18 protein-coding genes and 1 tRNA gene are annotated in these 14,615 nt (G+C 62.8%); 13 read left to right on the top strand and 6 right to left on the bottom strand.

The genetic code is table 11. The features are described from left to right. Positions 1–176: 176 nt before the first annotated feature. Both BLS48_RS13840 and BLS48_RS13835 read left to right on the top strand, forming a co-directional pair. Entirely contained in the window at positions 177–1,250 is a 1,074-nt protein-coding gene (locus tag BLS48_RS13840) for an alpha/beta hydrolase (protein ID WP_091578381.1), read from the top strand. Between the two features lie 154 nt (positions 1,251–1,404). Further along, a complete protein-coding gene (locus BLS48_RS13835; protein WP_091578380.1) occupies positions 1,405–2,568 on the top strand; it encodes an alpha/beta hydrolase in 1,164 nt (387 codons plus the stop codon). A 24-nt stretch (positions 2,569–2,592) separates the two neighbouring features. Here the strand turns inward: BLS48_RS13835 and ade are convergent, their stop codons facing one another. Both ade and BLS48_RS36565 read right to left on the bottom strand, forming a co-directional pair. Further along, the gene (ade, locus tag BLS48_RS13830; RefSeq protein WP_091578525.1) at positions 2,593–4,410 is read right to left on the bottom strand and encodes an adenine deaminase; all 1,818 of its coding nucleotides are present in this window, start codon (positions 4,408–4,410) and stop codon (positions 2,593–2,595) included. Positions 4,411–4,526: 116 nt separating this feature from the next. Then, positions 4,527–4,661, bottom strand: coding sequence for a hypothetical protein (locus BLS48_RS36565; RefSeq protein WP_280142526.1), 135 nt, complete (start codon positions 4,659–4,661; stop codon positions 4,527–4,529). Between the two features lie 135 nt (positions 4,662–4,796). Here BLS48_RS36565 and BLS48_RS13825 point away from each other — a divergent pair, with 135 nt between their 5' ends. Both BLS48_RS13825 and BLS48_RS13820 read left to right on the top strand, forming a co-directional pair. Further along, the gene (locus BLS48_RS13825) at positions 4,797–5,462 is read left to right on the top strand and encodes an outer membrane protein (protein ID WP_091578378.1); all 666 of its coding nucleotides are present in this window, start codon (positions 4,797–4,799) and stop codon (positions 5,460–5,462) included. A 286-nt stretch (positions 5,463–5,748) separates the two neighbouring features. Then, a tRNA-Leu gene (locus tag BLS48_RS13820) sits at positions 5,749–5,834 on the top strand. 208 nt (positions 5,835–6,042) lie between these two features. Here BLS48_RS13820 and BLS48_RS13815 read toward each other — a convergent pair. Both BLS48_RS13815 and BLS48_RS13810 read right to left on the bottom strand, forming a co-directional pair. Then, positions 6,043–6,405: a hypothetical protein gene (locus tag BLS48_RS13815; RefSeq protein ID WP_091578376.1), complete on the bottom strand. Its 363-nt coding sequence runs from the start codon at positions 6,403–6,405 to the stop codon at positions 6,043–6,045. 116 nt (positions 6,406–6,521) lie between these two features. Further along, positions 6,522–7,100, bottom strand: a complete 579-nt coding sequence (locus BLS48_RS13810; protein WP_091578523.1) for an NUDIX domain-containing protein — start codon at positions 7,098–7,100, stop codon at positions 6,522–6,524. Between the two features lie 155 nt (positions 7,101–7,255). Here BLS48_RS13810 and BLS48_RS13805 point away from each other — a divergent pair, with 155 nt between their 5' ends. The 4 genes from BLS48_RS13805 (at position 7,256) to BLS48_RS13790 (ending at position 9,417) form a co-directional block, all read left to right on the top strand. Continuing rightward, on the top strand, positions 7,256–8,359 hold the full coding sequence (locus tag BLS48_RS13805) for an NADH:flavin oxidoreductase/NADH oxidase (protein ID WP_091578375.1): 1,104 nt from the start codon (positions 7,256–7,258) through the stop codon (positions 8,357–8,359). Between the two features lie 130 nt (positions 8,360–8,489). Then, positions 8,490–8,807 (top strand): SH3 domain-containing protein, encoded by a 318-nt coding sequence (locus BLS48_RS13800; RefSeq protein WP_091578373.1) that lies wholly within the window; start codon positions 8,490–8,492, stop codon positions 8,805–8,807. 62 nt (positions 8,808–8,869) lie between these two features. Beyond that, positions 8,870–9,148, top strand: a complete 279-nt coding sequence (locus BLS48_RS13795) for a DUF982 domain-containing protein (RefSeq protein ID WP_091578371.1) — start codon at positions 8,870–8,872, stop codon at positions 9,146–9,148. 29 nt (positions 9,149–9,177) lie between these two features. Then, complete coding sequence (locus tag BLS48_RS13790) at positions 9,178–9,417, top strand: DUF2188 domain-containing protein (protein ID WP_091578370.1); 240 nt, start codon at positions 9,178–9,180, stop codon at positions 9,415–9,417. Positions 9,418–9,582: 165 nt separating this feature from the next. Here BLS48_RS13790 and BLS48_RS13785 read toward each other — a convergent pair whose 3' ends face one another. Then, positions 9,583–9,864: a hypothetical protein gene (locus BLS48_RS13785; protein ID WP_091578368.1), complete on the bottom strand. Its 282-nt coding sequence runs from the start codon at positions 9,862–9,864 to the stop codon at positions 9,583–9,585. Between the two features lie 54 nt (positions 9,865–9,918). Next, positions 9,919–10,932 carry an alpha/beta fold hydrolase gene (locus BLS48_RS13780; RefSeq protein WP_091578366.1) on the bottom strand — a complete coding sequence of 338 codons (1,014 nt, stop codon included), beginning with the start codon at positions 10,930–10,932 and terminating at the stop codon, positions 9,919–9,921. A gap of 149 nt (positions 10,933–11,081) precedes the next feature. Between BLS48_RS13780 and BLS48_RS13775 the strand changes: the two genes are divergently transcribed. The 5 genes from BLS48_RS13775 (at position 11,082) to BLS48_RS13755 (ending at position 14,477) form a co-directional block, all read left to right on the top strand. After that, on the top strand, positions 11,082–11,825 hold the full coding sequence (locus tag BLS48_RS13775; protein ID WP_091578365.1) for a competence/damage-inducible protein A: 744 nt from the start codon (positions 11,082–11,084) through the stop codon (positions 11,823–11,825). A gap of 81 nt (positions 11,826–11,906) precedes the next feature. Further along, positions 11,907–12,740, top strand: a complete 834-nt coding sequence (locus BLS48_RS13770) for a universal stress protein (RefSeq protein ID WP_091578363.1) — start codon at positions 11,907–11,909, stop codon at positions 12,738–12,740. Between the two features lie 114 nt (positions 12,741–12,854). Then, the gene (gpt, locus tag BLS48_RS13765; protein ID WP_091578522.1) at positions 12,855–13,355 is read left to right on the top strand and encodes a xanthine phosphoribosyltransferase; all 501 of its coding nucleotides are present in this window, start codon (positions 12,855–12,857) and stop codon (positions 13,353–13,355) included. A 210-nt stretch (positions 13,356–13,565) separates the two neighbouring features. Beyond that, entirely contained in the window at positions 13,566–14,054 is a 489-nt protein-coding gene (locus BLS48_RS13760) for an NUDIX hydrolase (protein ID WP_091578362.1), read from the top strand. Positions 14,055–14,165: 111 nt separating this feature from the next. Next, entirely contained in the window at positions 14,166–14,477 is a 312-nt protein-coding gene (locus BLS48_RS13755; RefSeq protein WP_091578360.1) for a PilZ domain-containing protein, read from the top strand. Positions 14,478–14,615: the final 138 nt, after the last annotated feature.

Raw genomic sequence — 14,615 nt, 5'->3', positions numbered from 1 at the left:
ACGGGCTCGCATTCCGGCATTTCTCCCGCCGTTCTGGCTTTCACGCAACAGTGCGATGGTCGTCGCAAGGCGCTGATCACATTTCGACCGGAGATGACTTACTTCCGCCGCACTTAAACTGTCCGGGAGGTGTCGCGGGGGTAGACAGGCCTTTTGGCCGGAGTGGAATTTCAGACGTGCCTTTGAAGAAGATTTTTGCGGTTGCCCTTGCCCTGCTCGTTGCCGGCTGCGCCGGCCAGCAAACACAGGAATTGCTTGGCAGCGCCATCGTGGCGACGCCGGTGACGGAGATTGCCGGCAATCACAGCATCTTCATCGCCACGACGCGCAAGAAGTCCGACGACCCGAACAAGGTTTTCGATGGCGAGCGCTCGGCCACGCTGAACTATGCCCGCGTCAACGTCACCGTGCCCGGAATCCATCAGACTGGCCAGATCGAGCGGCGCTCGCGCGGCAAGTCGGATGATCCGGCCAAGTATTTCATGGCTTCCGAGGTCGTCGGCTATGATACACAGCCGAAGTTCTCCAGTGCGCTCAACGCCGACATCGCGGCACGCGGCGGCCGCGTCATGGTCTTCGTACACGGCTACAACACCGGGTTCGACGACGCAGTCTATCGTCTGACACAGATCGTCCATGATTCCGGCTATCCAGGTACACCGGTGCTGTTTTCCTGGGCATCAGGCGCCAAGACCACCGACTATGTCTACGACAAGGAAAGCGCCAGCGCGGCCCGCGACCAGCTGGAAGTGACATTGAGGATGCTGCAGCAGTCCGGCGCGCGGCGCATCGACATTGTCGCGCATTCGATGGGAACCTGGGTGACCATGGAAACACTGCGCCAGATGGCCATCAGCGGCGACCGCGACCTCGGCGGCAAGCTTGGCGACGTGGTGCTGGCCTCGCCCGACATCGACGTCGATGTGTTCAAGAGCCAGATGCGCCGCTACGGCAAACCCGACAAGCCGTTCATCCTGCTGCTGTCGGACGACGACCGCGCACTGAGGCTCTCCGGCCTGATCGCCGGTTCGCGGCCGCGTGTCGGCGACTACAAGGACGCCGCCGATCTTGCCTCCTACGGCGTGACGGTCGTCGACCTCTCCAAGGTCAAGGGAACGGATAGCTTCAACCACACGAAATTCGCCGACAATCCGGCACTGGTGAAGATGATCGGCCAGCGGCTGCGCGAGGATGACGGCTTTGCCAGCGACCGTGACGTGACTGATCGCATCGGCCTGCTCGGACAATAGATGCACTCGAGATGCACTCGCGAGGCGTTCGCCCCGCCTGTTCACCATTGCGGAAACCCCGGCGTACTTTGAACTGGACCGCGCCGGCCTATGGCTTTATCGGAATAGCCAGCGACGTCATGCGTTTGACGTCCCCCTTTGCGGGAGCCGGCGTGTGACCGTGCGTTTGAAAAGCTTAGTCATCGTCGCGTTAGCGCTCGCTGTCACCGGCTGTGCCGGCCGGAATACGCATGACCTGCTCAACAGCACGACGGTCGCCGCCGCCGCGTCCGACATTGCGGCCACGCATGAGATTTTCGTTGCCACGACACGCCGGAAGGCAACGAAGGACCCGCGGCAGGTTTTCGACGGCGATCGCTCGCTGACCACCAGCTACGCCCGCGTCGACGTGACTGTCCCGAAAAGCCATCAGGTGGGAGCGATCGAGCGGACCAAGGGATCCGCCAACAGCAATCCGGCCAAGGATTTCACGGCGAAGGACGTCACCTTCTATGACGGCGCGCCGCAATTCGCCAAGGCGGTCGGCGCCGACATCGCCATGCGCGACGGCCGTGCGCTGGTTTTCGTGCACGGTTTCAACAATGGTTTCGATGACGGCATCTACCGGCTGACACAGATCGCGCACGACACCAAGTTTCCCGGCACACCGGTGCTGTTCTCATGGGCGTCCAGCGGCAAGACGACCGGCTATATCTACGACAAGGAAAGCGCCAACGCCGCTCGCGACGACCTTGAAGCGACGCTCAGGATGCTGGCCAAGACCCAGGTCAAGAGCATCGACATCATCGCCCATTCGATGGGAACCTGGGTGACGATGGAGGCGTTGCGCCAGCTCGCCATCACCGGCGACCGCGATCTCGGCGGCAAGCTCGGCTATGTTATCCTGGCCTCGCCCGACATCGATGTCGACGTGTTCAAGAAGCAGATGATCCGCTACGGCAAACCCGATAAGCCGTTCGCCATACTGCTCTCCGCGGATGATCGGGCCCTCAAGCTCTCTTCCCTGATCTCGGGCGACAAGCCGCGTGTCGGTGACTATGGCAATGCCGCAGATCTCGCCAGCTATGGCGTGTCGGTCGTCGACCTTTCCCAAGCCAAGGGCGGCGATCGCCTGAACCATGCCAAATTCGCCGACAATCCGATCCTGGTGCAATTGCTCGGCGACCGGCTGCGCACGCCGGCCGGCCTGGCGTCGGACGAGACATCGCCCGCGCAGCTCGACAATCTTGGCCAGGACCTCGGCAAGGCTGTCGGCTCGGTCGCCGAAATCGTCATCACAACGCCATTCAGGGTGCTGACCATCGCCACTGGTGGGTAAGCAACGAAGCGCGGACGGCTGATCTCAGACGAACAGATCGACCTTCTGGAAAGTCGTCACGTCGATCAGGCCGACATCGGAAATCCTCAGTTCCGGGATGACGACCAGCGCCAGCAGCGAGTGCTGCATGTAGGCGTTGTTCAGGGAACAGCCCATCATGCGCATCGCCTCGGTCAGTTTTTCCGCCTTGGCCGCCACGATTTCGGCGCGCTCATCCGACATCAGCCCGGCGATCGGCATCTCGACCAGCGCCAGTTCCTTGCCCTTGGAGAACAGCACGACACCGCCGCCGACCTCGCCCAGCCGGTTAACCGCCAACGCCATGTCCTGCTTGTTGGTGCCGACGACGATGATGTGGTGGCTGTCATGCGCGACGCTGGAGGCCATGGCACAGTCGCCCATGTAGCCGAAACCGGAGACGAAGGCGTTGGTGACTCCGCCCGTGCCTCTGTGGCGCTCGACCAGCGCGATCTGGCAGACGTCGTTGCGGCGATCCATGGCGACCAACCCGTCCTCGACGGGAAGGTCGGCCTCGAGCGCGCGCGTTGGCGCCTGGTTCTCGATGACGCCGATGACGCGCACCCGCACTTCGTTGGCGCCCTTGGGGGCAACGATGTCGAAGTTGCCGGCCTTTAGCCTCTTGCCGAGCTTGACGGTGTTCTTCGCCGTCCGGGGATAGTCATAGGCCGGAATGTCGATTTCGAGCTTGCCGCCCTTGGCCAGCCTGACGCCACGCGCATAGACCTCATCGATGGCCATCGCGGCCAGATCCGAGACGATCAGCAGGTCGGCAAGCCGCCCCGGCGCGATCGAGCCGATCTCGCGCTCCAGCTTGAAATGCTGGGCGGTGTTGAGCGTTGCCATCTGGATCGCCGTCACCGGCTTCAACCCCTGTTGGATGGCGTGGCGCACCACCCGATCCATATGGCCTTCGTGGACCAGCGTGCCGGAATGGCTGTCATCTGTGCACAGGATGAAGTTGCGCGGATCGATGCCGCCTTCCGTGACCGCCTTGATCTGCGAGGCGACGTCGTACCACGCCGAACCCAGGCGCAGCATCGCCTTCATGCCCTGGCGCACGCGAGCGATAGCGTCCTCGGCACGCGTGCCTTCGTGGTCGTCCTCCGGGCCACCTGCGACATAGCCATGGAACGGCAGGCCGAGATCGCGCGACGCATAGTGACCGCCAACCGTCTTGCCCGCTTTCACCGTGGCGGCGATCTCGCCCGACATCACCGGGTCGTTGGCGACGACGCCGGGGAAATTCATCACTTCGCCGAGGCCGATGATGTTCTCCCAGGTCATCGCTTCCGCGACATCGGCGACCGTCAGCTCGGCACCGGCATGTTCCAGCCCCGGTGCCGAGGGCACGCAGGACGGCATCTGCACATGCACGTTGATGGGCATGGCGACAGCCTCGTCATGCATCAGCCGTACACCAGGCAGGCCCAGCACATTGGCAATCTCGTGCGGATCGATGAACATCGAGGTGGTGCCGTGCGGAATGACAGCACGGCAGAACTCGGTCACCGTCACCATGCCGCTCTCGACATGCATGTGCGCGTCGCAAAGGCCGGGCACCAGATAGCGGCCGCCGGCGTCGACCACCTTGGTGCCCTGGCCGATGGCGTGGCTGGCGTTCGGCCCGCAATAGGCGAAGCGACCGCCAGCAATGGCGATGTCAGTGCCGGCGATGATCTCGCCCGAATGAACGTTCACCCAGCGCCCGTTGCGGATGACCAGATCGGCGGGTTTCCGGCCCATGGCGACGTCGACCAGATGCGTCGCCATCTCGGTCCACGGTTTGGGTTTCGTCGCATGCGCCGACGGCTTCTTTGCCATGAAGGACTCCTGTTTGCCCGACTGTGCCAAGCCAGCGTGGTTTTGACCAGCGCCAAACAGTGGATCGCTCGAGGCCTGCTTGCTTCTTCACGAAGCTCACCCCGCCTTCACGAGGGCTATTCCTTCACGTCGACCGTGACTTTCGCCTTTCCGGCCGAAATCCGCGCCGCCAGGCGCCTCAGTTCGCCCCTGGCGAAAATACCGCTGATCATGACCTCGCCGCCGAGTATGGGTTCGACCAGCCGCGACAATGCCGCCTGTCCTCGCCTTGCCGATGCCGGCGCGGCGGGCGATATTTACCAGAGTCAGAAATAAGATTCCGTTTTGGCGCAAATCGCGTTACTTTCCGTGGAAGGACCTTTCTGAATCCTCTTTCGGGGAGTTTGATGCGTCGCCTGATGGTCGCAAGTGCCGGTTTTCTTGCCGCTCTGGCCGTGCCGGCTTTCGCGGCCGACCCGGCAGTCGATGTGCCGATGACCGCGCCCGGCTTCGACTGGACCGGCTACTATGCCGGTCTGCAGGCCGGCTATGGCTGGGGCCAATCCGATATATCAGGGACAGATGGCGGGCCATTTTCCGTCTCGCCCGACATCGACGGCGGGTTCGTCGGCGGCCATGTCGCCGGCCTGTGGCAGTTCGACCAGGCGGTGCTCGGCGCCGAGGCAGACCTCAACTATTCCTCGATCAACGGCACGGCCGAAATAGCCCCGGGAAACACGTTCGGCACCGACATCAAATGGTTCGGATCGGTCAACGCCAAGGCCGGATATGCGATGGATCGCCTGCTGGTCTATGGCATTGGCGGCATCGCCTTTGCCGGTATCGAAACCTCGCAAGCCGTAGGTTCGGCGTTCTCCACCACACGCACCAATGTCGGCTGGACCGTGGGTGCCGGCGTCGACTACGCGCTGACCGACAAGTTCGTCGTCGGCGCGCAATATCGCTACTACGATTTCGGCTCCGAGCACTACGACACGCCGGATCCCTTCGTCGATCTAGATCAGAATGTGAAGCTGAACACGGTCGGCATCAACCTGAGCTACAAGTTCTGAACCTCGCGCCGGCAGCGTGACGTAACCGGCCACGGCCGCAGCTCGATGAACTATCTCAGTGGAAGGAGCGGCCGACGCCCCCAGTAGGCGGGGGAATGGGTTGGGCCTGAGAAGCGCCGGCCTTGGCGGATCCGATCCGCCGACCGACATCATAGCGGTTCCTGCGGCGCGCGTAATTCCGTGATCACGCCAGCATCACCACGCCCCACGGTCTGGTTTGCGCGTTCAGGCGCGGCCAAGATCACGACTTGACGGCCTGTGTCTGGCGTCTGAAAAGGGCTGGCCTGCGGACGTGGCGGAATTGGTAGACGCAAGGGACTTAAAATCCCTCGATCTCTGATCGTACGGGTTCGATTCCCGTCGTCCGCACCACAACCGCGATTTGCAACATGTCGGTTCGACTTCCAGACAGCCTGGAAGTGACGGTGCTTTCGGCGCAGCCGTCACATGTCGAGCATTGCGATACCAACAGGGTGTGCCCGGGGTCGCCGCGCGCTCCGTGAGTTGGAGGGGGCGCAAGGCCGGTCACGAAGACATCAGACGCGATGGCCGTTCAATCAGCGGTGTGTCCCGCTCACAGTCACGCCATACCGACCAGGGTTTGCGCGTGAGCATGGAGTTCGCGGGCAGCCCGCCGGTATTCGATCTCGTCGCCGCTGCAAACGACCATGAACTGCGCCGCGAATTCATGGGTGGTTGTGGCCGGGATTGAGAACATAGTTTCCACGATCTCGGACATGCACCTGTGGACACGCTCCAGATCGTTGTCGGAAATGCCAAAAGAGATCGAATTCCTGAGCGCTTCCCAACGCCGAAAGCCAGCCAGGATCGGGCTTTCGTTCAAGTTTGCGGCAGAAGTCCTCTCCACTGCAGCGGCTCCCATGGCTGGAATGGAGACGACCGTGCCGAGCGCGGCGCTTCTGGTCGTTGCATGAAAAATCATGTCCAAGTCCCTACGGTTGAACCCGATCTCTACGGCCGGCTACCCGATGCTGCATTGCTCTGAGTCAAATCGTCGGCAACGGGCCGAAAGCCGGGAGCGTGGAACAAACCGGGGATTCAGGCAGGGATGGGGTTCAGCTTCAGATGCTGGATTAGGATGATGGTCTTGGCATCGATGATGCGGCCATCGGCAATGCCGGCCAGCGCCTCGTCGAGCGGCATTTCCAGAACCTCGATGTCCTCGCCCTCTTCAGGCGCTCCGCCGCCGGCCGAGATGCGGTCTGCGGGCGAATAGCGGGCGACGAAGAACCAGAGCCGCTCGGTGACGCTGCCCGGGCTCATGTAAGGCGAAAACAACCGCTCCACGTTGTTCAGCCGGTAGCCCAGCTCTTCCTCCGCCTCCTTGCGGATGCAGGTTTCCGGATCGTTTTCGTCCAACAGACCAGCACAGGCCTCGATCAGCGGCTCGCGATGGCCCGTGACGTAGGCGGGATAGCGGAACTGGCGCACCAGAAGCACGGTCGACCGCGAAGGATCGTAAGGCAGGATCACCGCGCCGTCCCCACGATCGTAGGTCTGGCGAATCTGCGTCTCCCACTGTCCGTCCCGCCGGCGATAGTCGAGGACGGTTTTCTTCAGGATGGCCCAGTCGTCGGAGAGAACCTCCTCCGAACGAATGCGAACGCGATCTTCCATCATGGTCTCCATGCTATTGGTCGAGGCGTAGCCGCGAACCGGCATTTGCGCAATGCAGGCAATCGGTCCAAAAAGGACGTCTCACCGTCTCGTGTCTGGCGCGCTTTCGATCCATTGCCTAGATAACGGCTTACCCCTCCCGGAGCCTTTTTTTCATGACAGCATCGCTTTTCCAGCCGATCACCCTTGACGGCCTCACCTTCCCCAATCGCATCGCCGTCGCGCCGATGTGCCAGTATTCCGCCGAAGACGGCTCGGCCAGCGACTGGCACCTCTACCATTGGATGAACCTTGCCATGTCCGGCGCCAGCATGGTCACCGTCGAGATGACCGATGTCGAGCGGCGCGGGCGCATCACGCATGGCTGCCTCGGCCTTTACTCCGAAGACAATGAGGCGGGCGCCCGCCGGGCGCTGGACGCGGCCAGGCGCGTCGCTGCTCCCGGTACCAGGTTCGGCACCCAGCTTGCCCATGCTGGCCGCAAGGCCTCGAACCGCAAGCCATGGGAGGGCGGTGGGCCGCTGCAGCCAAACGAGGATCCCTGGCAGACCGTTTCGGCTTCGGCCATCGCCTACGACACCGGCTGGAACGTACCGCGAGCGCTGGAGGACGAGGAAATCCTTCAGCTCATCGAACGGTTCGCCGAAGCGGCAAGGCGGGCCGAGCGCGCCGGCTTCGACTTCATCGAGCTGCACGCCGCGCATGGCTACCTGATCTTCCAGTTCCTCTCGCCATTGTCCAACCAGCGTACCGACCGCTGGGGCGGCTCGCTGGAGAACCGCATGCGTCTGGTCGTAGAGATCGCCAAGGCAGTGAAGAAAGCTGTTCCAAACCTGATGCTCGGCGCGCGACTGTCGGTGAAGGATTGGGTCGACGGCGGCTTCGACGTTGAAGACGCGATCGAGGTGGCAAAGGCGTTGAAGGCCGTCGGCGTCGCCTATCTCTGCTGCTCGAGTGGCGGCAACTCGCCGTTGCAGAAATTGCCCACCGGCCCCGGTTACCAGGTGCATCTGGCGGAAGCTGTGCGCAAGGGTGCGGGCATTCCGACCCGCGCGGTGGGGCTGATCGATGACCCGAAGCAGGCCGAGGCAATCGTTGCCGAGGGCCGCGCCGACATGGTGGCGCTGGCACGTGCCTTCCTGGCCGACCCGCGATGGGGATGGCGCGCGGCCGCCACGTTCAACGAGAAAATCCACCCGGCGCCGCAGCTTGCCCGTTCGGTGACCACGATGCAGCACTGGATGAGGGCGGCGGGCTGACCGGCCCGTTCTCCCGACCCCGGCGTGGCCCTGCCCGTGGTTCTGGAAAGATTGCACGGCTTCAATTTTGTCCGTGAACTGTTACGTTGGGTGAGGCTGCGGCGGGCGCGGCCAGGCTTGGGAGGAAACTATGTCGTTCAGGACATTCTTGCCGGTTGCAGCGCTGACGGCTGCGGCCGGGCTTTGGATCGGCGCATCGACGCCGGCCGGCGCGCAATATTGCGAGGGCACGGTGCACGGCCTTTCCCGTTACTACAATCTGGCCACGGGAAGCGGTTTTCTCGCCGTGCGGGCACGGCCGAATTCGTCGTCGCGGATGATCGGACAGCTGTTCAATGGCGATCATACCGAGATCTTCGACCGGCGCGGCAACTGGTACAAGGTCGAAATCGGCGGCACGACCGGCTGGGCAAACGCACGCTGGCTGCGCAACGATTGCGGCTACTGAGACGTTTGGGCGCAGGCTGAAGGACATGGTTGCAACCAAATTGGCTGCTTTGCGTTGCGGCCATGATGGACAAAAAACCTTTCGAAACGCCAGTCGTGGTCGAGCTCGGCCATGTCGGCAAATATCGCCATATCCGCAGCACCCAGGAGGCGGCGGAGTGTCTAATGACGGTTTGGCCGCTCAATCGCGGCCAGCGACATCGTGATGCCCTCGACACTTGCCTCAAAGTGCTGGAAGGTTATCGTTCGACAGCGGATGCGCGCCGGGCGCTGATTGAAGCCGCCAAGGAATCCGAAGTGCTGGTGCCCGACGACAGACTGCCTGACGACCGGCTGCATTGAGCAGGCGGACCTTTCAACCGGAGGTTTTCATGGCGAAGCTGACTTACAAGATCGTCGAGCATGACGGCGGCTGGGCCTACAAGGTCGGAGCGACCTTCTCGGAGACGTTCCCCACCCATCACGACGCATTGCGCGCCGCCGAAATCGCTTCGGCCGAGCAGCAGGTCGCCGGGGCCACTGACGGCATCCAGTACGAGGATGCCGACGGCAAATGGCACGACGAACTGGCCGACGGCCGGGACCGGCCGCAGACAGAAATCTCCGACTGAATTTGGATCGGCGACCAGTTTCGGCGACGCACAGCCAGGGCGCCGACCGCGGACGTCCGGAGAGAAGACGTTCCGCGGCCAGCGGCCACCCCGCGGGCTTTGTCCGTTTATTTTAACATGGTCTTTCCCGAAAACCGGTCCGCACTTTTCGGGATCGTGCTCTGACTACTTGCCGCAATACTGATCGTTGACGTTCAGTCCGGCATTGGCGTCGGGGCCGGCCGTGTTGGAGGCACAAGGCCCGACGGCCCCCGGATTGCCCAGGCTGTTCAATCCGGAGCGATCGCCATTGATACTGCCGGTGGTGGTGGTGTCGGCGGTCGCGGAATCCTCGTTGCCGAAGAGCCAGTTGTGGTGGTTGGAATAGGTGCTGTCCGACGACTGCGCCATCGCCGATGTGGCGAGACCGATCGTCAGAACGGATGCTGCGAGAAGTTTCGTGTACATTGAATTACTCCGTATCTTTGTCGCCTTGGGTGCGACACGGGGTAAACCCGGCCATCAGTCGAATGGTTCAGTGAAATTGTCGTGAGGCCGCGGTGATGTCCGGGTGGAAAACGCGCGGGCTGCAATGCGCTCGATGAAGGCAATGACCCGTTCCGGCCCGACGAACTGTGGCATGTGGCCGAGACCGTCGACAGCTTCGAAATCGAGCCCTTCGATCTTTTCCTGCATCGGCTCGCCATGGATGCGGATGTCGATGACGCGATCGGCGGCCCCGAAGAGAATGCCGGCCGGCAGGGCGATCTCACCATAGCGGCCCTCGATACGGCCGAGATCGCGTTCGATCGCCACGACATCCGATGACGTGGCATAGAAATGGGCTGGCCTGAGCCCGAGCCACCCGCCTGCCGCGACCATGTAGTCGGCGGGCGGGACCTGCGGCGCGAAGATGAATTCCATTGTCGGCCGCGCATATCTGAGGCCTGTCGGGATCGCCATCGTATGGGCCATGACCCGGCGCAGCAGCCGTGAGGGAATATAGAGCGGGCCGAACTTTTCGCGCGCGCCATCTTCCAGATGGGTCAATGGCGCCAGCAAGGCGACGCCGGAAATCGCCTCGGGGTGTTCCACGGCCAGGGTCAGCGCGATGGCGCCGCCCAGGGAATGACCGACCACCAGCGGCTTTTCCAGCCGCAGCGTTTCGATGAAGCGCCGCACGATCTCGGCCTGTTCCGGCAGCCGGCCGGTGGCGCCGCTCGCCCGCACTGAATAGCCCGACCCTGGGCGATCGAGCGCGATCAACCGGTAGCCCGGATCGAACCGCCCGAACAGGGTGGACCTGAAATGATGAAGCTGGGCGCCGAGCCCGTGCAGGAAGACGATCGGCCGCCCCTCGCCCACATCGACATAGTGGATGCGGTTGCCGTCTATCTCGATGAATTTTCCGACCGGCGGCACCAGCCTTTCGGCCTTCGCCGCGATCCACTGCGTCGCCAGCACCAGACTGGCGATCCCCAGGACCGCCAGCAGGAAGAGCACGGCCAGCAGCCACAACAGAATCGAAAACAGCATCGTTCACCCGGACCAGAACCAGCGCGAGCTTAGCCGCATCCGGTCGTGCCGCAACCTTGCATCGAAACGGACGCCGCCCGTTTCGGGTGGCATTGCGGCCGCAGCCATGGCGCGCTATCTGACTTGGACCCGTTCCTCCGGAGCCTTCCATGCCCGAAATCGTTACCGCCGCCATGCTCGTCATCGGTGACGAGATTCTCTCCGGCCGCACCAAGGACAAGAACATCGGCCATCTCGCCGACATCATGACGGCGATCGGCATCGACCTGAAGGAGGTGCGCATCGTTCCGGACGAGGAAGACGAGATCGTCGCGGCGGTGAATGCCGTGCGCGCGCGCTACACCTATGTGTTCACCACAGGCGGCATCGGCCCGACCCACGACGACATCACCGCCGATTCGATTTCCAAGGCCTTCGGCGTGCCTTGCGAATACGATGCCAAGGCCTATGCCTTGCTGGAGGCAAGCTATGCCGCGCGCGGCATCGAATACACCGAGGCCCGCAAGCGCATGGCGCGGATGCCGCGCGGCGCCGACCTCATCGTCAATCCGGTGTCCGTCGCGCCCGGTTTCCGCATCGGCAATGTTCATGTCATGGCTGGCGTGCCGTCGATTTTCCAGGCCATGCTCGACAATGTCGTGCCGACGCTGAAGGCCGGCACCAAGATGCTGTCGGCAACCGTGCACTGTCCGTTCGGCGAAGGCCTCATCGGCGGGCCGCTGGGCGACATCCAGAAAGCGCATCCGGACACGATCATCGGTTCCTACCCGAAATATGGCGATGGCAAGTTCTGGACCGAACTGGTCGTGCGTGCCCGCAGCCAGGACGCGCTGGACGCGGCGCGCGCCGATGTCGAGGCAATGGTGGCCGGCTTCGCCGGCAATCCCGGCTGATCCGGTGCAGCCCGGAACCAAGCACGACGCCGCAACGTTTCGTCCGCGCGAGTTCGATCGCCCGTAAACCGAGGGATTACCATGCGATTCAAGACTATTGTCGCCATTCTGCAGAATGAACAGGACGCGGAGCGCGTGCTGGACTGCGCCATTCCGCTCGCCAGCCGGTTCGAGAGCCATTTGATCGGCATCCATGCCGAAACGCTTCCGGTGCCCTACACCTCGGCAACGGGCTTTCCAGACACCGAGTTCCTGCAGGTCTCGGCTGACATGAACCGGGAGCGGGCCGAGAAGCTGCAGGCCGTTTTTCTCAAGTATATCGAGAATTCCGGCCTTTCTTTTGAGTGGCGCAGCCTGGAGAGTTTTTCGGGCGACAGCGCGCTGACCGGCATTTCGACCGTCCGCGCCGCCGATCTGATCATCGCCGCGCAGCGCGAGACGGGCGGTGACTCGAGCGCGGATGTCGACACGCTGGTCTACGACGCCGGCAGGCCGGTGCTGGTGGTGCCGCATGCGGGCCCGCTGATCACCACCTTCAAGCGCGTGCTGCTCGCCTGGAACGGCAGCAAGGAAGCGGCCCGCGCCGCCTTCGACGCACTGCCCTTCATCATCGAAGCTGAGAAAACCGACATATTGGTCATTGACCCACCGGACATGCTCGACGACAGCCCGGAGGCCGCCGGCGCCGAAATCGCTTCCGCCCTGTCGCGTCACGGCGCCAATGTCAGCGTCTCGGTGCAGAGATCGGGCGGCAGTTCGGTCGATGACCTCATCCAGACCCGGATCACCGAGACCGGCGCCGATCTGCTGGTCCTCGGCGCCTACAGTCACTCATGGCTGCGCCAGCTTCTGTTCGGCGGGGTAACCCGCACTGTGCTGCGCACGGCGCCGATAGCAGCCTTCCTGTCGCGCTAAGTCCACAGCGATCGCTCAGGCCCGCCCTTGCCAAGGCCAAGGCTTTCCAGTTAATTCCGCGCGCATTCCCCTGTTTTCTTGCGCGCGGCACTTGCGCGCTGCGGAGTGCGCGAAATGTCCCTTCCCGAAAAAGCCTTTCCGGTCTCCTGGGACCAGTTCCATCGCGACGCCCGTGCGCTCGCCTGGCGGCTTGCGGGCACCAACAAGGGGCAATGGAAAGCGATCGTCTGCATTACCCGCGGCGGCCTGGTTCCCGCGGCGATCATCTCGCGCGAGCTTGGCATCCGCATCATCGAGACGGTCTGTGTCGCCTCCTACCACGACTATACCAGCCAGGGGCAGCTGCAGGTGCTGAAGGAGGTGACGCCGGCGTTGCTGGCTGACGACGGCGCCGGCGTGCTGATCATCGACGACCTGACCGATACCGGCAAGACGGCGGCAATCGTGCGCGCGATGATGCCGAAGGCGCATTTCGCCACCGTCTACGCCAAGCCGAAGGGTCGGCCGCTGGTCGATACTTTCGTCACCGAAGTCAGCCAGGACACCTGGATCTATTTTCCATGGGACATGGGCTTCACCTATCAGAAGCCGATAGCCGACGACCACGCCGGCTGATTCGTAACCCCTGCCTGTTCCAGATCAGCTGCCGCCGTTGGGCATCATTTGCTTTCGCAGATGGTCCCGGCAGGCCGGATATTTTGCGGAATCGACGTCTATTGGCGGTAATCGGCGAGATAAGTGAAAGTTTTTACTTTTATTGCCGACAATTGGCCGTAAGATTCGTGAGACGGCAAACGATTCTGGAGGCTGGGGCTAGCTTCTCCGATGTTGACGAGGCCAACGACGCACAATCATCTGGCCGAAAGGGTCCGACGACTCTTCGGCACGGCGCCGTGCCGCCTGCAGGTTGCCGCCTTGCCCTGGCGCGATACCGGGAACGGCGTCGAGGTCATGCTGATCACCAGCCGCGATACCGGTCGCTGGGTGCTTCCCAAGGGTTGGCCGGAGGCCAGGGAGCCGCTCTGCGAGGCCGCGGCGCGCGAGGCCGGCGAGGAAGCCGGACTGCGCGGAAGTGTGTCGCATCTCGAAGCCGGCCGCTACTTCTACGCCAAGGTGTTGGCTTCCGGCGAAGAAGTCCCGTGTGAAGTTCTTGTGTTTCCCCTGCAAGTCGACAAGATCGCCGACCGCTGGAAGGAAAAGCGCTCCCGCACCCGCAAATGGGTGAGTTCCAGCGAAGCTGTGCGCATGATCAACGAACCCGACCTTTGCCAGATCATCGCCTATTTTTGCGCCGACCCGCACAGCTTCCCCTGACCTTACGTCAGGCGGTCGCGCTGCATTGGATTGCCAGGCAAGACACGCATCAACGTGAATGCTTTGCTAACGAATCAGGAATACGATTCGGTAGCTTTGGTAAATTCATCGATGGCAACCCCTGCAAAACCAGTTCCGGACGAATCCGATGAGCCCCGGCGCGAACACCGCCAGCGTGTGCTCAAGGGTGGCGCCATCATCACCGGAATTTCGAATTCGGAAGTCAGCTGCACGCTGCGCAATCAGCATGAAGGCGGCGCCGAACTGAAGATTACGGTCGAAGCCAGGGTGCCGGATCGCTTTCTGCTCTATGTGCCGGTCGACGGCATTGCCTATCGCTGCGAGGTTCGCTGGCGCCGCAACGAGCGGATCGGGGTGCGGTTCACCGGCACCGAACCAAAACCCAGACTGCATTACGGCTGAACGTGGCGGTCGAGCTTGGCAAGCTCGCGCCTCGGCTGGATCGTCGGCCGCACATGCACCGCCGGCGGCAAATCGCCATCGCCGCACCGCAATTCTTTCCCCGTTATCCACATATGTGACACACAAGATGTTGGGGTC

This window comes from Mesorhizobium qingshengii, assembly GCF_900103325.1.
In the GTDB taxonomy this organism is placed as follows: Bacteria; Pseudomonadota; Alphaproteobacteria; order Rhizobiales; family Rhizobiaceae; genus Mesorhizobium; species Mesorhizobium qingshengii.
This window is presented reverse-complemented; position numbering and strand designations above follow the sequence as displayed.